Genomic DNA, 19,404 nt, shown 5'->3' on the forward strand with positions numbered 1-19,404 from the left:
ATGGAGTATCACCTCTCGCCCAGGCGGGAATGCGCCGGGTGGTTCTCCTGCCGTTGCCTTGCAACATGACCACGACACACACCACTTCGGCGGCCGTGCGGCCCGTCGAGCTGTGCTCGGTGACGAAGCGCCACGGCACCGGGGATCAGGCCGTCACGGCTCTCGACGACGTGTCCACGCACTTCGCGGCTGGCACGATGACCGCCGTCATGGGCCCCTCCGGTTCCGGCAAGTCCACCTTGCTGCACTGCGCGGCGGGCCTCGACCGGCCGACCGCCGGGGAGGTGCTGATCGGCGGTACGGACCTGGGCGGGCTGGACGAGAACGCGTTGACGATGCTGCGCCGGGAGCGGGTGGGTTTCGTCTTCCAGGAGTTCAACCTCGTGTCGGCACTGACCGCAGCGCAGAACGTCGAACTGCCGTTGAGACTGGCCGGGCGGCGCCCCGCGGCAGACGAGGTGCGGGCGGTGCTAGCCGCTGTCGGGCTCGCGGACCGCCTCGGACACCGGCCGGGCGAACTGTCGGGAGGCCAGCAGCAGCGAGTCGCGATCGCGCGGGCGATGATCGCGCGGCCGGCCGTCCTCTTCGCCGACGAGCCGACCGGCGCGCTGGACACCCGGGCGTCGCGGACGGTGCTGCGGCTGCTGAGGGACCTGGTGGGCAGCCAGGGCCAGACGGTCGTGATGGTGACGCACGACCCTGCCGCCGCGGCGTGTGCGGATCGCGTGCTGCTGCTGGCGGACGGACGGCTCGTGGACGAACTGCCGGGTGCCGCCGGTGCCGAGGCGATCGCGGCGCGGACCGCCGCGCTGGAGGTTGGACCGTGATCAGCCTGGCGACGGCAAGGGAACGCTGGAGCTCCTTCCTGGGGTGCTTCGTGGCCGTGGCGCTGGGCGTCGCGGTGGTGGCGATGAGCGCGCTGGTGCTGCTGTCGGACGGCACGAGGGTGCCTGAACGGCTCGCGGGGGCACCGGTGTTGGTGCAGAGTCCGGCGGGGACGCAGACCGGTGGAGTGTTCGTGGAGAACCCGCCGTGGGCACCGGGGCGCGCCGAGGAACTGCGACGGAAGCTGGCCGAGCTGCCGGGAGTCACCGATGCGGTGACGGACCGGTCGTTCTACGCGCAGGCGGCGGACACCGAACAGCGCAGGGGCGAGCGACAGGGCCACCCCTGGTCGACCGCGGCGCTTGCCGCGTACGGCCTGAGCGAGGGCAGGCCGCCTGCCACCGCGGGCGAGATCGTCGTGGACCGGTCCCTCGGGTTCACGCCGGGCGAGCCCGTCACGGTGCTGACGGCGCGCGGACCGCAGCGGTTCTCGGTGTCCGGGACGATGAACGGCCCCGGTTACTACGTCACCGACCGGCGGGCCTCCGAACTGGCCGGCGGAGTACGGACCATCGGGCTGCTCCTCGCGCCGGGAACCGACGCCTCCCGCGTCGCGGCAGCCGCGCGGCGCGTCGCCGGCGGCGACGGCACGGTCCTGACCGGTGCCTTACGCGACGCGCTGGCGCCGAAGCAGGACGAGATGACCCGCTGGATCGGCGGCCAGGTGCTCACCGCCATGGCGCTGCTGTCCGCCTTCGTCACGGTCTTCGTCGTCTCCTCGACGTTCGCGTTCGCCGTCGCGCAGCGGCGCCGCGAGTTCGGTCTGCTGCGGACGATCGGCGCCACACCGCGGCAGCTGAAGCGGCTGGTGTACGGCGAGGCCCTGGCGGTGGGCGCCGTCGGTGCGGCGGCGGGGGCACTGCTCGGCGTGGTGCTCGCGCCCACGATGACCGGGGTGCTGATCGACGCGGGCTTCCAGCCGGCGGGCTTCGACGTGAGCCTGCGGTGGTGGGTACCGGTTGCGGCCTTCGCCTCGGGCGTGGTGGTGGCCCTCGTCGGCGTGGGGGCCGCGTCGCGCCGGGCGTCCCGGGTGAAGCCGCTGGAGGCGATGCGGGAGGCGGCGGTGGACAGCCGGCCGATGACGCGGCGCCGCCGGGTCGCCGGGCTGGCGGCGACGGGCGCGGGCGCGGTCTGCTCGGTGGGCACGGCCTTCGCAGGGGCCGACGGCATCGTGCTGCTGGCGCTCGGCACGGCGATGAGCCTGACAGTCGGCCTGACCCTCCTCGCACCGGCGCTTGTCGGGCCCGTCATCGGGACACTGACCCGGCCGCTCGCCCGGCGCCCCGGTGCGACGGCTGTGCTCGTCCGCGAGAACATGATCACCGCGGTGCGCCGAACCTCCGCCACCGTCGCCCCGGTGCTGGCGACCGTCGCTTTCGCCGTACTGATCACCAGCACCGTGCAGACGACCCAGAGTGCCGACACCGCCCGGCAGGCCGCGGCCGTACGGGCTGAGGCGGCGGTGGTGCCCAGAGGGACGCCGGGTCTGTCGGACGCGGCGGTGGCCCGGGTCGAGGGCACGTCGCTGCTGTCGACGACCGTGTACGGCGGTGACGGCGGAGCGGCCCTGTCCGCGGCGGGGGTGTCGTCCGGTTTCGAGCAGGTGTATGCCGTGCCCGCGCCCCGTGGCGAGACGGTCGTCGTCACGGCGGCGGTGGCGGCCGCGCACGGCTGGCGCAAGGGCCATGTCGCCCCACTCACCCTCGAGGACGGCCGTACGCGGAGGTTGCGTGTGACGGCCGTGGTGGACGACTCGATGCCGTACCAGGTCCTCCTCCCGCGCGACCTGGTACGCGACCACGACCCGTCCGCACTGGCGGACGTCGCCTACCGCACAACTCACGCCCCCACGCACCTCCTGGCCGGGCTCAGCGCCGATGAGGTCTCCGTGGAGGCGTACGCGGCCTCGGACGACGCCGAGGAGGACCGGCTTGTGTGGATCTTCACCCTGATGCTCGTCGCCGTATCGGCGGGCTACACGGCGATCGCCGTCGCCTCCACCTTGCTGACGGCCACCGCGGGCCGGGTACGCGACTTCCGCGTACTGCGCCTGTCCGGTGCGACGCCCCGCCAGGTGCTGCTGGCCCTTACAGCCGAAACGTGCTGTGTCGTCACCCTGGGCGCGGCCCTGGGCCTGGCGGCGGCCGCCCCGGCCCTGTTCGGCACGGTCCACGGCCTTCGCGAGGAGCTGGGCCTGCCAGTGGAGTTGTCGCCGGCCTGGCCCTGGCTCACGGGCGTGGTGGCAGGCTGCCTGCTGCTCGGCACGGCGGCCACCGTCCTGCCGGCCCGCGGCGCCCTGAGGCGCATGCGGCGGGCATGAGCAGACCGTCCGGCACGCGACCACTGATCACGCGTCCGCCCTGTAAGGGAATACGTGCTTGCCGCGTATCGGCGGCAGACCGTTGGTCAGCGGCAGGAGCCGGATGACGCTTCGCACCGCGCCGCTGCCACCCACGTCCCAACCCACGACACCCGGGGCGGCACGACACCGGGCAAGGCCGCGGCGGCGACGACTGGACGGAAAATCACTGTTCTGGTGCCCTTCCCGCCCCGATCGGCTGGCGAGACCACCACCATTGAGGCGCCAGGACTTCCGAATTCCGTAGTGGATTATCGATTCGGCTTCGTTTCTCTTTCCCCCTCCGTCCCTGGCAGATCATCTGTCCGCCACGGAGAATTCGAGCAAGCCGAATTTCCGTCAAGCAGCGCGATCGGCGCCTTTTGGACTTTATTCGCAGGAGGAGGCGGGAAACCGTTTCCCCATCTCTACGATCGCAAGCTATGACCGACATTCCACGGGAAAACACCGCCACCCGTGCGCGCTGGCAGACCTGTCTCCGACTTGCCCGCGAACTCCTTCTCGTCGGCCCGGACGACAAGGACCTCAAGCTCGACTATCTCCACACCCTGATCGACACGGGCCGCCTCGGCCCCACCCACCACCCACGCAAGAAGATCCTCGTCATCGGGGCCGGCATCACCGGCCTCGTCGCCGGCCGCCTGCTCAAGGACGCCGGCCACGACGTCACCATCCTCGAAGCGAACGCCGGCCGCGTCGGCGGACGCATCAAGACCTTCCGCGCCACCAAACAGCACCAGCCCTTCGCCGACCCCGCCCAGTACGCCGAGGCCGGTGCCATGCGGCTGCCCGACTTCCACCCGCTCGTCCTCGCCGTCGTCGACAAGCTCGGGCTCGGCCGCCGCCAGTTCTACAACGTGGACGTGGACCCCTCCACCGGAAGCGGCCCCGACGTCCCCGTCCCACCGGTGACGTACACCTCCTTCACCGGCCGGACCTGGACCTACGGTGACGACAGCCCCGACTTCCGCGAACCCGACAAGCGCGGCAACTCCTGGATCCGCGCCAACCGCGTCCAGGTACGGCGGGCCGACTACACCACCGGTCCCGAACGGATCAATGAGGGCTTCCACCTCACCGACGACGAGGTACGCGCCCCCGTCGTGAAAATGGTCGACGACGCGCTGGAGAGCGTGCGCGACTACTACTCCGACATCGTCGACGGAAAGCGCGTCAACAAACCGTTCGACGAGTGGGTCGAGGGCTGGGCCCGGGTGATCCGCGACTTCGACGGCTATTCGATGGGCGGCTTCCTGCGCGACCACGCCGGGCTCAGCGACGAGGCGATCGAGGCCGTCGGAACGCTGGAGAACATGTCCTCACGGCTGCACCTCTCCTTCTTCCACAGCTTCCTGAGCCGCAGCGACATCAACCCCACCGTCCGCTACTGGGAAATACCCGGCGGCAGTTGGCGCCTGCCGCACGCCCTCCACCAGGGCCTGCGCGACGAGGTGCGGCTCGGCCACCGCATGATCCGCCTCGAGTACCACGACCCCAGCCGCGACACCGACCCCGAGGGCACCGGCGCCGTCGGTCCCGACGGCTGGGGCGTGGCCGTGCAGACCGTCGCCGAGAACGACCCACAGGCCCCGCCGCGCCTGTGGACCGCGGACCTGGCGATCGTCACCATCCCGTTCTCCGCCCTGCGTTTCGTGGAGATCGTCCCCTCGATGTCGTACAAGAAGCGCCGCGCCGTCATCGAGACCCACTACGACCAGGCCACCAAGGTGCTGCTGGAGTTCAGCCACCGGTGGTGGGAGTTCACCGAGGACGACTGGCGCGGCGAACTGGAGAACATCGCACCCGGCCTCTACGAGTACTACCGGCTCAGCGCCGGAATGGACGCCGAACCCCACCTCACCCTCCCCGAGCCGGAGGCCGGCCTGCTCGGCGCCGCGGTCAAGGACAGCGACGTCACGGAAGAGATGCGGCAGCTCAACAGCACCATGCCGCTGCGCGGCCCCGCCGTCCGCCCCGCCACCCACTGCCACGGCGGGGGCTCCGCCACCGACAACCCCAACCGGTTCATGTACTACCCCTCGCACCGGGTCGAAGGCAGTACCGGCGGCGTCGTACTCGCCTCGTACTGCTGGTCCGACGACGCCGCGCGCTGGGACTCCATGCGCGACGCGGAGCGCTACGTCTACGCTCTGCGCAACCTCCAGGCCCTGCACGGCCGCCGCATCGAGGTCTTCTTCAGCGGCCGGGGCGCCACCAAGAGCTGGGCGCGCGACCCGTACGCCTTCGGCGAGGCCGCCATCTACACCGCGCACCAGATGACCAGCTTCCACCTGGACGTCTCCCGGCCCGAGGGCCCCGTGCACTTCGCCGGAGAGCACACCTCCCTCAAACACGCCTGGATCGAGGGCGCCCTGGAGAGCGCCGTCCGCGCCGCCGTCGCCGTCCACCAGGCCCCGCCGGTCACCACCCCGGGCCCGGACAGGGAGGAGTACTCGTCGTGATCGCGATCACCCCCGGGTGCACGGTCGCCCGCTACCTCGCTCTGCGCCTGGCCGAGCTGGGCATCACCCACCTGTTCGGTGTCCCCGGCAACCACCTCGGCCCGTTCCTGACCACCCTGCGCGCCGAGGGCGACATCGAGTGGGTCGGCACCCCCACCGAGGGCGGAGCGGGCCAGGCCGCCGACGCCTACGCCCGCATCCACGGCATGGGCGCGGCCGCGGTCACCTACAGCGTAGGCGCGTTCAACCTGCTCAACGCCTGTGGCGGCGCCTACGTCGAGCGGGTCCCGCTCGTCGCCGTCAACGCCTCCCCGCCCTACGAGCAGTGGCAGAACCAGCGCGCCCTCGGCCTGCTCACCTCCCACATGAGCCCCCGCACGGAGAGCAACCTGGACGTCTACCGGCAGGTCACCGTGGACGCACAGGTCATCTCCAACCCGGGCCTCGCCCCCGGCCAGATCGACGCCGCGCTCACCGCCTGTCTGACCGAGCGCAGGCCGGTCTACCTGGAGGTCATGGAGGACCTGTGGGACGAGCCCTGCGCCGAGCCCGAGGCGCCGCTCGTCCGCCGCGACCGGCCGTTCAGCGCGCGCAGCCGGACCATGCTCGACAACGCCGTGCACGCGATCCTCACCCTGATCGGGGAACACCCCGGCCCGGACGGCAGGCCCCGCCCGATTGTGTGGGCCGGCGAGGAGATCGACCGCTTCCGCCTCGCCGGGCAGCTCACCGACCTGGTGGAGGCCACCGGAGTGCCGTTCTGCACCAGCGTCGGTGCCAAGGCCGTCGTCGACGAGGACCTGCCGCGGTTCCACGGCGTCTACAACGGCCATGCCAGCCACCCGGACGTGCACTGGATCTTCAGGGACTGGGCCACCTGCCGGATCGGGCTCGGCGCCTGGTCCACGTCGAAGAACCTCGGCGGCGAGCAGTGCGTCGGCACCGACTGGGTGATGGCCGCGAACGGCGGCGTCAGCGTCGGCACCTCCTACTTCCCCGACGTCCAGCTCGAACAACTGCTGCCCGCCCTCCAGGACGCGCTGGTCAAGGACTACGGCTCCGGCGGGCTGACCGCCGACTACTACGCCGAGGCCCACGCCCACCACGGAGCGCCCGAGGGCCGCCCCGCCGCCCTCGAACACCACCGGGCCTCGCTCCACGTCAGCGGCTCGCGGTCCCGGCACCCCGAACACCTCACCTACGACGGCGTGTTCGACCGGATCAACCACTTCCTGGGCCACGAGACCCGGGAGGACTGGACGGTCGTCTCCGACGCGGCCTTCTCGCTCATCGGCTCGATGAACCTGTCCCTGCCCGCGGGCGGATTCCTGTCCCAGGTCAGCTGGCTGTCCATCGGCTGGTCGGTCGGCGCGGCCACCGGCGCCGCGCTCGCCCCCGAGCGCGGCGAGGCCCGCCCGATGGTGTTCGTCGGCGACGGCGCCTTCCAGGAGACCTGTCAGGAGATCTCCACCCACACCCGGCTCGGGCTGCGGTCGGTGGTGTTCGTCATGGACAACGGACACTTCTACGGGATCGAGCAGATGCTGGTCCACCCCTCCTACTACGCCGAGCACGCCGAGCACGACCAGAGCGACGCGGACTTCTACAACGTCCTCCACCCCTGGCACTACGACCGCCTCGCCGCCGTCTTCGCCGACAAGCACACCCCGGCGAACGGGCTGGCCGTCGCGGACACCTCCGAGCTGGACGCCCTGCTGGCCCGCCTCGCCGACCCCGCCGACCCGGTCAACGCCGGACCGCTGCTGGTCCGCGTCCGCCTGCGCCGGCGCGACTACCCGCGGGCGATGGCGTACAAGGTGCCCAAGCCCGCCACGACCACCTGACGGGCCGCTCGGTCCGCAGGGCGCAAGGGGCACGCCAAGGCGGTGTGCCTGGAGAAACCGGTAACCGAAGGGGGCAGGAAATGGCTGATCTCAACGTACTGATCGCGTTCGACGCGGCCACGATCGTCGAGCGGAACCCCAACGCGTCGAGGAACCCCGAAGCGCCGACCTACGTCGACCACAACCTGATCTACATGACGACGCGCCAGGACCACATCATCGGCACGTCCGGCGCCGAGCTGAACCTCCGGGCCGAACCCGGCGACAGCGTCAAGTGGCGGGAGACGACGCTGTCGCTCGGCAGCGACTACAAGGCACTCCTCTACCGGTACGTGAGCAGCGACAACCAGCATCTGCTCATCAGGGCGCCGGAGATCGAGGTGATCCAGGGCGTCTACCCGATGCCGCAGGAGGGAAGCGAGGGCACGCCGGCCTTCACGACCCAGGAGTACGAGGACCACTACTGGCGGACAACCGTCAAGCACACCGGCAAGGTCGTGTACCACTTCTACTTCCAGATCCTGGACCACCACCGCAACCTGCAGGGGTACTTCCAGTGGGACCCCTTCATCACCATCGAGCAGCCCTGACGGGCCTCGGACGAGGGGGCGGTCGGCGCGGCCGCACGTAACGGCTGATCACCACGAACAGCAAAGGCCCGGGTCTTTGACCTGGGCCTTCTTCATGGAGCGGGTGACGAGAATCGAACTCGCGCTCTCAGCTTGGGAAGCTGATGTTCTACCATTAAACTACACCCGCGTAAGACGCCGGTGGGAGCCGGTGTCCGATCGCTTGGTCACTGTACCAAACCGCAGACCCCCGGTGCTGGAGCCCGGTGGGTCTGAGTGCGTTTCAGGGGTGGGATCCGGGTACACGGAGCCGGAGTTGGGGCGTACGGTGGGGGCGCGGGAGAGGGTCCGGGAGTGGTTGGAGTGCCGCCTGGAGGGTCGTCCCGATCGTCCCGTAATGTGGCTTTTGTCGTCAGTGACATCCCAGCCAGACGTGGCTCTTTGGGGAAGGGACTTCAGGACTTGATGGAGCGCACCGCCGTCCGCTGTGCCGATGGGCACGTGTTCACCACCGCTTCGTTCCCGATGCAGCAGGCCGAGCGACTCGGCCCCGGACGGCTCGTCCGGTGCCCTCGGTGTGCCCGGCTTCGCAGTGTGGTGCCAGTGACCCTGCAGAAGCGGTAGGAATACGGAGAGAAACGGCCTGGCGCGCGGAGTCGTCCTGATTGTGGCGGCTCCGCGCGCCTTGCGTATCCTCGGGGCGTGCTTCTCTCTGACAAGGACATCCGGGCCGAGATCGACTCCGGGCGGGTACGGATCGATCCCTACGACGAATCGATGGTGCAGCCGTCGAGCATCGATGTGCGGCTCGACCGCTACTTCCGGGTGTTCGAGAATCACCGCTACCCCCACATCGACCCCTCCGTCGAGCAGGCCGATCTGACGCGGCTCGTGGAGCCGGACGGGGACGAGCCGTTCATCCTGCATCCCGGGGAGTTCGTCCTCGCCTCCACCTACGAGGTCATCACCCTCCCCGACGATCTCGCCTCGCGGCTCGAGGGCAAGTCCTCCCTCGGGCGGCTCGGACTCGTCACCCACTCCACCGCCGGGTTCATCGACCCCGGCTTCTCCGGGCACGTGACCCTCGAGCTGTCCAACCTCGCCACGCTCCCCATCAAGCTCTGGCCCGGGATGAAGATCGGCCAGCTGTGCATGTTCCGGCTGAGCTCGCCGGCCGAGCACCCGTACGGCAGTGAGCGGTACGGCTCCCGGTACCAGGGGCAGCGCGGGCCCACCGCCTCCCGGTCCTTCCTCAACTTCCACCGGACCCAGGTGTGAGTGCCGACGTGGGGGCCGTGCGGGAGAACCTCAGCTACGAGCAGTTCGGCGTCGCCGTGCGCGAGCTGGCGCAGACCATCGCCGACGACGGGTACGAGCCCGACATCGTGCTCAGCATCGCCCGTGGCGGCGTCTTCGTCGCGGGCGGGCTCGCCTACGCGCTCGACTGCAAGAACATCCACCTCGTGAACGTCGAGTTCTACACCGGCGTCGGCACCACCCTCGAGATGCCCGTCATGCTCGCGCCCGTCCCGAACGCCATCGACTTCTCCGACAAGAAGGTCCTGATCACCGACGACGTCGCCGACACCGGCAAGACGCTCAAGCTGGTCCGCGACTTCTGCCTCGACACCGTCGCCGAGGTGCGCACCGCCGTCATCTATGAGAAGTCCCACTCGCTCGTGAAGTGCGAGTACGTCTGGAAGCGCACCGACGAGTGGATCAACTTCCCGTGGAGCGTCCTGCCGCCTGTCGTCAGGCGCGCCGGTCAGGTGCTCGACGCCTGACCATCACGCAGGACCACCAACGCGGGACCACCCCGCCTGATGAGTGAGAGAAGGGCTCCCGGTTTCCGCCGGGAGCCCTTCTCGTGGTTCAGCGGAACCCGCTAGAACGTACCCAGCTTCACGATCGACAGCAGCGCGATCAGCTGGATCGCCGACGCGCCCAGCGCCTTCGGCCAGGGCAGGTCGTGGGAGCGGGTGACCATGATGGTCAGGAGGGCGCCCGCGGCCACCCAGGTGGCCCAGCCGAGGGCCTGGACGAAGGTCGCGTCGCCGCCGAAGAACATGGCGAAGACCAGGCGGGGGGCGTCCGTCAGGGACATGATCAGCATGGACAGGCCGACCGTGGGCTGCCAGGCGCCGTCGCCGCCGAGCTGACGGGCCAGGGTGTGGGTGACCACGCCCAGGACGAACGCCGAGACCACCATCGCGACGGCCGTCGTCAGGACGATCGGGACCGCGTTGGAGAGCGTGGCGTTGATCGCGTCCGCACGGGCGCCGTCGAAGCCGAAGACCGCGAGCAGGCCGTAGAGGAACGTCACGATCAGGGCCGGGCCCCACATCGTGTAGTCACGCATCTGGAGGAAGGTCTGGTTGGGGGTCGTGACGATGCCCCTCAGCAGGTCCTTCCAGTGCAGGCGCGGTCCGACCGGGCCCGACGGGGCCGCCGCCGCGCCCGCCTGGTACGTCCCGCCCTGGCTGTAGCCCTGCGGGTCCGCGTACTGGGCGTGGTCGTCGACCGAGAACGCCTGGGTGTGGCCCGGGTTGTTGGCCGCGTACGGGTCCGGGTTGCCGGGTCCGGGGCCGTACGGATCGTCGCCGCCGAAGTACTCCGGCTCGCCGCCCTGACCGCCGTAGCCACCGCCCTGCGCCTGCGGCGCATGGGGGGCCTGGGGCCACTGGGCGCCGCCGCCTCCACCGCCGTACGGCGGCTGCTGGCCGCCCTGGTGGGGCCGCTGACGGCCGTACGACGGCTGCGGCGGCGCCGGCGGGTAGCCGTACGACGGGCCCTGGGGCGCCTGCTGTCCGTACGGAGGTTGTTGGGGTCGCGTCTGCGGGGTACGGCCGTCCCGGCCGCCGCGTCCGATCCTGAATCCAGCCACGCCTTCGAACGTACCTGGTCCCACCAAGTGACGTGTGGGACGCACCCTCCTGGCGGGGGGTTTGCGGCCGAGCTGTGACATCCCCTAAGGGACGTCACGGAGTTGTCCCTCACTCGCACCAACAGCACGGCGCCCCCCGCCCGTAGGGGCAGGGGGCGCCGCGACGCCGTGGGAGCGCCGTCACTTCACCGGCGTCGGCTCCGGCTCGTTCTCCGACTCCGACGAACCCGCCGGGGGCTCGTCCTCGTCCGGGACCGGCGTCCTGACGGACTCCAGCAGCAGCTGGGCCACGTCGACGACCTGGATGGACTCCTTGGCCTTGCCATCGTTCTTCTTGCCGTTCACGGAGTCCGTGAGCATCACGAGGCAGAAGGGGCAGGCCGTCGAGACGATGTCCGGGTTGAGGGAGAGGGCCTCGTCGACGCGCTCGTTGTTGATGCGCTTGCCGATCCGCTCCTCCATCCACATCCGCGCGCCACCGGCGCCACAGCAGAAGCCGCGCTCCTTGTGGCGGTGCATCTCCTCGTTACGGAGACCCGGCACGCCCGCGATGATCTCGCGCGGAGGCGTGTAGATCTTGTTGTGGCGGCCCAGGTAGCAGGGGTCGTGGTACGTGATGATGCCCTCGACCGGCGTGACCGGGATCAGCTTGCCCTCGTCCACCAGGTGCTGGAGCAGCTGGGTGTGGTGGATGACCTCGTAGTCGCCGCCGAGCTGCGGGTACTCGTTGCCGATCGTGTTGAGGCAGTGCGGGCAGGTGGCGACGATCTTCTTCGCCGACTTCGGCTTCCTGGACTCGGGGGTGACGTTGCCCTCGTCGTCCATTTCCTCGCCGAACGCCATGTTCAGCGCCGCCACGTTCTCCATGCCGAGCTCCTGGAACAGGGGCTCGTTGCCGAGGCGGCGGGCGGAGTCACCGGTGCACTTCTCGTCGCCGCCCATGATCGCGAACTTGACGCCCGCGATGTGCAGCAGCTCGGCGAAGGCCTTCGTGGTCTTCTTGGCGCGGTCCTCCAGGGCGCCGGCGCAGCCGACCCAGTACAGGTACTCGACCTCGGACAGGTCCTCGATGTCCCTGCCGACGACCGGGACCTCGAAGTCGACCTCCTTGGTCCACTCCAGTCGCTGCTTCTTGGCCAGGCCCCAGGGGTTGCCCTTCTTCTCCAGGTTCTTGAGCATCGTGCCCGCCTCGGACGGGAAGGAGCTCTCGATCATGACCTGGTAGCGGCGCATGTCGACGATGTGGTCGACGTGCTCGATGTCGACCGGGCACTGCTCGACGCAGGCGCCGCAGGTGGTGCAGGACCACAGGACGTCCGGGTCGATGACGCCGTTCTCCTCGGCCGTGCCGATCAGCGGGCGCTCGGCCTCGGCGAGAGCCGCCGCGGGGACGTCCTTCAGGGCCTCCTCGGACGCCTTCTCCTCGCCCTCCATCGTCTTGCCGCCGCCGGCCAGCAGGTACGGCGCCTTGGCGTGCGCGTGGTCGCGCAGCGACATGATCAGGAGCTTGGGGGAGAGGGGCTTGCCCGTGTTCCAGGCCGGGCACTGCGACTGGCAGCGGCCGCACTCGGTGCAGGTGGAGAAGTCGAGCAGGCCCTTCCAGGAGAACTGCTCGACCTGGGAGACGCCGAAGACGTCGTCGTCGCCCGGGTCGGTGAAGTCGATCGGCTTGCCGCCGGACGTCATCGGCTGAAGGCCGCCCAGCGCGGTCCCGCCGGTCGCCTCGCGCTTGAACCAGATGTTCGGGAAGGCCAGGAAGCGGTGCCAGGCCACACCCATGTTGGTGTTGAGCGAGACCACGATCATCCAGATGAACGAGGTGCCGATCTTGATGGTCGCGACCAGGTAGACCAGGTTCTGAAGCGTGGAGACGCTCAGTCCCTTGAAGGCCAGGACCAGCGGGTACGAGGCGAAGTACCCGGCCTCGTAGTGCTCCACGTGGTGGATCGCGCCCTCAAGGCCACGCAGCACGTAGATGGCGAGGCCGATGGTGAGGATGACGTACTCGACGAAGTACGCCTGACCGGCCTTGGAGCCGGCGAAGCGGGACTTGCGGCCGGCGCGCGAGGGCAGGCTCAGCAGCCGGATCGCCATGAGCACGGCGATGCCCAGGACCGTCATCACGCCGATGAACTCGATGTACATCTCGAACGGCAGGAAGTCGCCGATCAGCGGCAGCGTCCAGTCGGCCTGGAAGAGCTGGCCGAACGCCTGCGCCAGGGTCGGCGGCAGCGTCAGGAAGCCGACCGCGACGAACCAGTGGGCGACACCGACGATGCCCCAGCGGTTCATCCGCGTGTGGCCGAGGAACTCCCGCACCAGCGTCACACTGCGCTGGTAGGGGTTGTCGGTGCGGGTGCCGGCGGGGACGGGCTGGCCGAGCTTGAAATACCTGACGAACTGGCCGATGGCGCGTGCGAGCAGCGCGACGCCGACCACGGTCAGGACCAGCGACACGATGATCGCGGCGAGTTGCATTTGGGGGCTCCTCGGGCCTGCGAGGTGTTCTTCGAGCGAGATTACTAAGCGGTAACTTATGCAGTCCCTTGAGACTACCCACATTCTGCGCCGCACTGTAGTCAGGGGCGCGGTGATCTGTGCTACTGAGGCAGCCCTCAGTGAGGGCGTGGGTCCAGCCATGACGCGGCGCGCCGAGTCGGTCGTGTTATTCACCGCATATCGTTACATCCGTCTTAATTTGGTGACGTGCTCTACGGGATCGCAGCCGCCACCACCGCCCTCCTTCTCGCCGCGCTGCTCGCCGCGCTGTTCCGCGTCCCGGCCCTGCGCCTCGGGTTCGTGGACCGGCGACGGCAGCGTCCGGTGCCGCTGTCCGGGGGAGTGGCCGTCGTGCTCGTCACCTGTCTGGTCGTGGTCGCCGGGGACTGGCTGGACGCCGCCCCGCTCGACGACGAGGTCCGGGACCTGCTGATCGCGGGCGCCGTGATCGCCGTACTCGGGCTGGCCGCGGACGTGTGGCGGCTGAAGGCGCGCTTCCTCGTCGTCGGTACGGCGGTGGCGGCGGCCTGGGTGGTGCCGTACGGCGATCTCGGCGTACCGGGCGGGGTGCTGGCCGCCGGCTGGGTCACCTTCGTGGCCGTCGCCTTCCGGTCCCTGGACCACGCCGACGGGCTCGCGGGCACCGTCGGAGTCCTCACCGCGTTCGGGGTGGCCGCCTGTGCCGCCGCCGAGGTGATGGACGGGCTCGCGGGGCTGCTCAGTGTGCTGGCCGCCGCCCTCACCGGGTTCCTGATGCACAACTGGCCTCCCGCGCGGGTGGCGCTCGGGGGCTGCGGGTCGCTCTTCGCGGGGTTCCTGCTCGCCGTGGTGGCGGTGACCGTCCGCGCGGGGCACGGGTTGGGCGTGAACCTCGGGGTGCTGTTCTCGCTCACCGCCGTCGCCGGGGCCGATGTCGCCCTGGTCGTGCTCTCCCGGCGGCTGGCCGGGCGGCCGCTGCCGCGCCGGGCGCCGGACCACCTCGCGCACCGGCTGCGGCGGCTCGGGCTCACCGGGCAGGGGGCGGCGGTGCTGCTCGGCGTGCTGGCCTTCGCGGGGGTACTCGTCGGAGTCCTCGTGCATCTGGGGTGGGTGGGCGCGCAGGCGCTGTGGTGGGTGGCGGGCGTGACGCCGGTGGTCGTACTGGGGTTGACGAGGGTGCCGGTGGGGCACGCGCGTGTGCGGCGGCCGGTCGGGCCGACGCGGATGTCGGCGCGGATGTCATCGCAGGCGCAGGTGTCGCCGCAGGTCAGGCCGCGGTTGCGTGTAAGGAACGGATAAGACTTGAGTCGGCGCGACTCAGGTCTGTTGACCGCACCGGGGCCGTCATGCACACTTGAGTCCGTTCCACTCAAGTCAGCTGGAGGAAGATCACCATGGCACGTGCGGTCGGCATCGACCTGGGCACGACTAACTCCGTCGTCAGCGTTCTGGAGGGCGGCGAGCCCACCGTCATCACCAACGCCGAGGGTGCCAGGACCACGCCGTCCGTCGTCGCCTTCGCCAAGAACGGCGAGGTGCTGGTCGGCGAGGTGGCCAAGCGCCAGGCGGTCACCAACGTGGACCGGACCATCCGCTCGGTGAAGCGTCACATGGGCACCGACTGGAAGATCGAGCTCGACGGGAAGCCCTTCAACCCGCAGCAGATCTCCGCCTTCATCCTGCAGAAGCTGAAGCGGGACGCCGAGTCCTACCTGGGCGAGAAGGTGACCGACGCGGTCATCACCGTCCCGGCGTACTTCAACGACTCCGAGCGCCAGGCGACCAAGGAAGCCGGTGAGATCGCCGGTCTCAACGTCCTCCGTATCGTCAACGAGCCCACCGCGGCCGCGCTCGCGTACGGCCTCGACAAGGACGACCAGACGATCCTCGTCTTCGACCTCGGTGGCGGCACCTTCGACGTGTCCCTCCTGGAGATCGGCGACGGCGTCGTCGAGGTGAAGGCCACCAACGGTGACAACCACCTCGGTGGTGACGACTGGGACCAGCGCGTCGTCGACTACCTGGTCAAGCAGTTCGCCAGCGGCCACGGCGTGGACCTCGGCAAGGACAAGATGGCCCTCCAGCGCCTCCGTGAGGCCGCCGAGAAGGCCAAGATCGAGCTGTCCTCCTCCACCGAGACCTCGATCAACCTGCCGTACATCACCGCGTCCGCCGAGGGCCCGCTGCACCTGGACGAGAAGCTCACGCGCGCCCAGTTCCAGCAGCTGACGGCCGACCTGCTGGAGCGCTGCAAGACGCCGTTCCACAACGTCATCAAGGACGCCGGCATCTCCATCAACGAGATCGACCACGTCGTCCTCGTCGGTGGCTCCACCCGTATGCCCGCCGTCGCCGAGCTCGTCAAGGAGCTGACCGGCGGCAAGGAGGCCAACAAGGGCGTGAACCCGGACGAGGTCGTCGCCATCGGCGCCTCGCTCCAGGCCGGTGTCCTCAAGGGTGAGGTCAAGGACGTCCTGCTGCTCGACGTCACCCCGCTGTCCCTCGGTATCGAGACCAAGGGCGGCATCATGACCAAGCTGATCGAGCGCAACACCACGATCCCGACGAAGCGCTCCGAGATCTTCACGACGGCCGAGGACAACCAGCCGTCCGTGCAGATCCAGGTCTACCAGGGCGAGCGCGAGATCGCGGCCTACAACAAGAAGCTCGGCATGTTCGAGCTGACCGGTCTGCCGCCGGCGCCCCGTGGCGTCCCGCAGATCGAGGTGTCCTTCGACATCGACGCCAACGGCATCATGCACGTCACGGCGAAGGACCTCGGCACCGGCAAGGAGCAGAAGATGACCGTCACCGGCGGCTCCTCGCTGCCGAAGGACGAGGTCAACCGGATGCGTGAAGAGGCCGAGAAGTACGCGGAGGAGGACCACGCCCGCCGCGAGGCCGCCGAGGCCCGCAACCAGGGCGAGCAGCTCGTCTACCAGACCGAGAAGTTCCTCAAGGACAACGAGGACAAGGTCCCGGCCGACATCAAGGCCGAGGTCGAGGAGGCCGTCGGCGAGCTGAAGGAGAAGCTCAAGGGCGGCGAGGGTGCCGAGGGCGACAACACCGCCGACATCCGCACCGCCACGGAGAAGGTCGCGGCCGTCTCCCAGAAGCTGGGCCAGGCGATGTACGCCGACGCGCAGGCTTCGCAGGCCGCGGGCGGTCCGGAAGGCGCCGCCGCCGGTGGTGCCAAGGCCGACGACGACGTCGTCGACGCCGAGATCGTGGACGACGAGCGCAAGGACGGTGCCGCGTGACGGAGGAGACCCCGGGCTTCGAGGAGAAGCCCGACGTCCCCTCCGGCGCCACCCCTGAAGACGCCGAGCCGAAGGCCGCCGCTTCCGAGGAGGGGGCGGCCCCGGCCGGGGACGCGAACCAGACAGCCGGGCTGGTGGCCCAGCTGGACCAGGTGCGTACTGCGCTCGGTGAGCGCACCGCGGACCTCCAGCGACTCCAGGCCGAGTACCAGAACTACCGCCGCCGGGTCGACCGCGACCGGATCGCGGTCAAGGAGATCGCCATCGCGAACCTCCTGACCGAGCTCCTGCCCGTGCTCGACGACATCGGCCGCGCGCGGGAGCACGGCGAACTCGTCGGCGGCTTCAAGTCCGTGGGCGAGTCGCTCGAGACCGTCGCGGCGAAGCTGGGCCTGCAGCAGTTCGGCAAGGAGGGCGAGCCCTTCGACCCGACGATCCACGAGGCGTTGATGCACAGCTACGCGCCGGACGTCACCGAGACGACGTGCGTGGCGATTCTGCAGCCCGGGTACCGCATCGGTGAGCGCACCATCCGCCCCGCGCGGGTGGCCGTGGCCGAGCCGCAGCCGGGGGCCCAGACGGTCAAGGCCGAGGAGTCCGACGAGAAGGCGGCCGGCGACGACAAGGACAACGGTGGCCCGGACGAGGGCTGACGTTGAACTGACGAGACACTCGATCAGGAAGGAGGGGCGTCGAGGATGAGCACCAAGGACTTCATCGAGAAGGACTACTACAAGGTCCTCGGCGTCCCCAAGGACGCCACCGAGGCCGAGATCAAGAAGGCGTACCGCAAGCTCGCCCGCGAGTACCACCCGGACGCCAACAAGGGAAACGTCAAAGCTGAGGAGCGCTTCAAGGAGATCTCCGAGGCCAACGACATCCTCGGTGACCCCAAGAAGCGCAAGGAGTACGACGAGGCGCGCGCCCTCTTCGGCAACGGCGGGTTCCGCCCGGGGCCGGGCGCGGGCGGCGGCTCGTTCAACTTCGACCTGGGCGACCTCTTCGGAGGCGGCGCCCAGGGCGGGGGTTCCGGAGGCTTCGGCGGCGGAATCGGTGACGTCTTCGGGGGCCTGTTCAACCGCGGCGGCACCACGGGCACGGGCACGCGGACACAGCCGCGGCGCGGCCAGGACATCGAGTCCGAGGTCACCCTCAGCTTCACCGAGGCGATCGAGGGCGCGACGGTCCCGCTGCGGATGTCCTCGCAGTCACCGTGCAAGGCCTGCTCGGGCACCGGCGACAAGAACGGCACACCGCGCGTGTGCCCGACCTGCGTCGGCACCGGGCAGGTGGCGCGCGGTTCGGGCGGCGGTTTCTCCCTGACCGACCCGTGCCCCGACTGCAAGGGCCGCGGCCTGATCGCCGAGCACCCCTGCATGGACTGCAAGGGCAGCGGCCGCGCCAAGTCGTCCCGCACGATGCAGGTCCGTATCCCCGCGGGCGTCACGGACGGCCAGCGCATCCGCCTGCGCGGCAAGGGCGCACCTGGCGAGCGGGGCGGCCCGGCCGGCGACCTGTACGTCGTCGTCCATGTCAGCTCCCACCCGGTGTTCGGCCGCAAGGACGACAACCTCACGGTGACCGTCCCGGTGACGTTCGCGGAGGCCGCCCTCGGCGGCGAGGTCCGCGTGCCGACCCTCGGCGGTCCGCCCGTCACCCTGAAGCTGCCGCCCGGCACGCCCAACGGCCGCACCATGCGCGCCCGGGGCAAGGGCGCGGTCCGCAAGGACGGCACCCGCGGCGACCTTCTGGTCACCGTCGAGGTGAGTGTTCCGAAGGACGTGGCGGGGAAGGCTCGTGACGCACTCGAGGCGTATCGCGAGGCGACCGCGGGCGAGGACCCGCGGGCGGAGCTGTTCGAGGCGGCGAAGGGAGCCTGAGCGTGATGGACGGCCGTCGGCGTAACCCGTATGAACTGACCGAGGAGACCCCGGTCTACGTCATCTCGGTGGCGGCCCAGCTCTCCGGCCTGCACCCGCAGACGCTGCGCCAGTACGACCGCTTGGGCCTGGTCTCCCCGGACCGCACCCCGGGCCGGGGCCGCCGCTACTCGGCCCGCGACATCGAACTGCTGCGCACTGTCCAGCAGTTGTCGCAGGACGAGGGCATCAACCTGGCCGGGATCAAGCGCATCATCGAACTGGAGAACCAGGTCGCCGCGCTGCAGGCGCGGGTGGCCGAACTCCAGTCCGCCCTGGACGGCGCGGCGGCGGCGATGCAGCAGCGGGAGGCGGCGGTGCATGCCTCCTACCGTCGGGACCTGGTGCCGTACCAGGAGGTGCAGCAGACCAGCGCGTTGGTGGTGTGGCGGCCGAAGCGGCAGCAGGCCGACTGAGGCGTGTGCCTGCACGTGGAGGGGCCCGGAGTTTCGTCTCCGGGCCCCTTTCGTGTGCCGGAGGAGGCGACGGTGCGCGGAAGGGGCTGGTGGAACGCCAAAGGCAGAGCCGAATGGAAGCGCACCTACGCCGCGCGGTCACCGCGCTCGGCAGGTCGACGCCAGACTGAGGCGAGGGCCCTCGCGCCCCAGTCACTCGCAAGGGTGTCGCCGCGTGCCTTTTTGTCATCGGTGAGGCGATCACCGGGCCCAAGCGGAGCTAGGGTCTTTCGTTTGGATCAGGCCGGATCAGGGAGCGGGGTCCGGTGCCGTGCATCGCAAGGCGGAG

Annotated in this window: 14 protein-coding genes and 1 tRNA gene; 12 read left to right on the forward strand and 3 right to left on the reverse strand. The window is 70.0% G+C overall.

The window, feature by feature from the left end:
* Nucleotides 1–65 precede the first annotated feature (65 nt).
* From AC067M_RS26040 to AC067M_RS26060, 5 genes are all read left to right on the forward strand, one after another.
* The gene (locus AC067M_RS26040; RefSeq protein WP_478699439.1) at nt 66–827 is read left to right on the forward strand and encodes an ABC transporter ATP-binding protein; all 762 of its coding nucleotides are present in this window, start codon (nt 66–68) and stop codon (nt 825–827) included.
* Nucleotides 824–3,205: an ABC transporter permease gene (locus AC067M_RS26045; RefSeq protein WP_478699440.1), complete on the forward strand. Its 2,382-nt coding sequence runs from the start codon at nt 824–826 to the stop codon at nt 3,203–3,205. Before AC067M_RS26040 ends, AC067M_RS26045 begins: the two co-directional genes overlap by 4 nt.
* Before the next feature lie 461 nt (nt 3,206–3,666).
* Nucleotides 3,667–5,706, forward strand: coding sequence for a flavin monoamine oxidase family protein (locus AC067M_RS26050; protein ID WP_478699441.1), 2,040 nt, complete (start codon nt 3,667–3,669; stop codon nt 5,704–5,706).
* A complete protein-coding gene (locus AC067M_RS26055) occupies nt 5,703–7,550 on the forward strand; it encodes a thiamine pyrophosphate-binding protein (RefSeq protein ID WP_478699442.1) in 1,848 nt (615 codons plus the stop codon). Before AC067M_RS26050 ends, AC067M_RS26055 begins: the two co-directional genes overlap by 4 nt.
* A gap of 80 nt (nt 7,551–7,630) precedes the next feature.
* On the forward strand, nt 7,631–8,140 hold the full coding sequence (locus AC067M_RS26060) for an inclusion body family protein (protein WP_478699443.1): 510 nt from the start codon (nt 7,631–7,633) through the stop codon (nt 8,138–8,140).
* A 95-nt stretch (nt 8,141–8,235) separates the two neighbouring features.
* On the opposite strand, the gene AC067M_RS26065 is transcribed toward AC067M_RS26060, so the two are convergent.
* A tRNA-Gly gene (locus AC067M_RS26065) sits at nt 8,236–8,309 on the reverse strand.
* A gap of 512 nt (nt 8,310–8,821) precedes the next feature.
* Between AC067M_RS26065 and dcd the strand changes: the two genes are divergently transcribed.
* Nucleotides 8,822–9,397 (forward strand): dCTP deaminase, encoded by a 576-nt coding sequence (gene dcd, locus AC067M_RS26070; protein WP_478699444.1) that lies wholly within the window; start codon nt 8,822–8,824, stop codon nt 9,395–9,397.
* Between the two features lie 8 nt (nt 9,398–9,405).
* Nucleotides 9,406–9,903, forward strand: coding sequence for a phosphoribosyltransferase (locus tag AC067M_RS26075; RefSeq protein WP_478699480.1), 498 nt, complete (start codon nt 9,406–9,408; stop codon nt 9,901–9,903).
* A gap of 101 nt (nt 9,904–10,004) precedes the next feature.
* Here the strand turns inward: AC067M_RS26075 and AC067M_RS26080 are convergent, their stop codons facing one another.
* Nucleotides 10,005–11,084, reverse strand: a complete 1,080-nt coding sequence (locus AC067M_RS26080; protein ID WP_478699445.1) for a Yip1 family protein — start codon at nt 11,082–11,084, stop codon at nt 10,005–10,007.
* 99 nt (nt 11,085–11,183) lie between these two features.
* Nucleotides 11,184–13,481 carry a (Fe-S)-binding protein gene (locus tag AC067M_RS26085; protein ID WP_478699446.1) on the reverse strand — a complete coding sequence of 766 codons (2,298 nt, stop codon included), beginning with the start codon at nt 13,479–13,481 and terminating at the stop codon, nt 11,184–11,186.
* Nucleotides 13,482–13,709: 228 nt separating this feature from the next.
* Between AC067M_RS26085 and AC067M_RS26090 the strand changes: the two genes are divergently transcribed.
* The 5 genes from AC067M_RS26090 to AC067M_RS26110 all read left to right on the forward strand — a co-directional run bounded on the left by AC067M_RS26090 (nt 13,710) and on the right by AC067M_RS26110 (nt 19,076).
* Nucleotides 13,710–14,780, forward strand: coding sequence for an MraY family glycosyltransferase (locus tag AC067M_RS26090; protein WP_478699447.1), 1,071 nt, complete (start codon nt 13,710–13,712; stop codon nt 14,778–14,780).
* 95 nt (nt 14,781–14,875) lie between these two features.
* The gene (dnaK, locus tag AC067M_RS26095; protein WP_478699448.1) at nt 14,876–16,741 is read left to right on the forward strand and encodes a molecular chaperone DnaK; all 1,866 of its coding nucleotides are present in this window, start codon (nt 14,876–14,878) and stop codon (nt 16,739–16,741) included.
* Nucleotides 16,738–17,394: a nucleotide exchange factor GrpE gene (gene grpE, locus AC067M_RS26100; RefSeq protein WP_478699449.1), complete on the forward strand. Its 657-nt coding sequence runs from the start codon at nt 16,738–16,740 to the stop codon at nt 17,392–17,394. Before dnaK ends, grpE begins: the two co-directional genes overlap by 4 nt.
* 45 nt (nt 17,395–17,439) lie before the next feature.
* Complete coding sequence (dnaJ, locus tag AC067M_RS26105) at nt 17,440–18,621, forward strand: molecular chaperone DnaJ (protein WP_478699450.1); 1,182 nt, start codon at nt 17,440–17,442, stop codon at nt 18,619–18,621.
* Between the two features lie 5 nt (nt 18,622–18,626).
* Complete coding sequence (locus tag AC067M_RS26110) at nt 18,627–19,076, forward strand: heat shock protein transcriptional repressor HspR (protein WP_478699481.1); 450 nt, start codon at nt 18,627–18,629, stop codon at nt 19,074–19,076.
* Nucleotides 19,077–19,404 lie beyond the last annotated feature (328 nt).

The sequence above is a fragment of the Streptomyces sp. NPDC043427 genome, from assembly GCF_056436655.1.

Excerpts from the sequence above, each read along its gene's own strand:
- AC067M_RS26050 (WP_478699441.1), top strand. The coding sequence starts at position 3,667 with ATGACCGACATTCCACGGGAAAACACCGCCACCCGTGCGCGCTGGCAG.
- AC067M_RS26085 (WP_478699446.1), bottom strand. The coding sequence starts at position 13,481 with ATGCAACTCGCCGCGATCATCGTGTCGCTGGTCCTGACCGTGGTCGGC.
- AC067M_RS26040 (WP_478699439.1), top strand. The coding sequence starts at position 66 with ATGACCACGACACACACCACTTCGGCGGCCGTGCGGCCCGTCGAGCTG.
- AC067M_RS26080 (WP_478699445.1), bottom strand. The coding sequence starts at position 11,084 with ATGTCACAGCTCGGCCGCAAACCCCCCGCCAGGAGGGTGCGTCCCACA.
- dnaJ (WP_478699450.1), top strand. The coding sequence starts at position 17,440 with ATGAGCACCAAGGACTTCATCGAGAAGGACTACTACAAGGTCCTCGGC.
- dnaK (WP_478699448.1), top strand. The coding sequence starts at position 14,876 with ATGGCACGTGCGGTCGGCATCGACCTGGGCACGACTAACTCCGTCGTC.
- AC067M_RS26060 (WP_478699443.1), top strand. The coding sequence starts at position 7,631 with ATGGCTGATCTCAACGTACTGATCGCGTTCGACGCGGCCACGATCGTC.
- AC067M_RS26110 (WP_478699481.1), top strand. The coding sequence starts at position 18,627 with ATGGACGGCCGTCGGCGTAACCCGTATGAACTGACCGAGGAGACCCCG.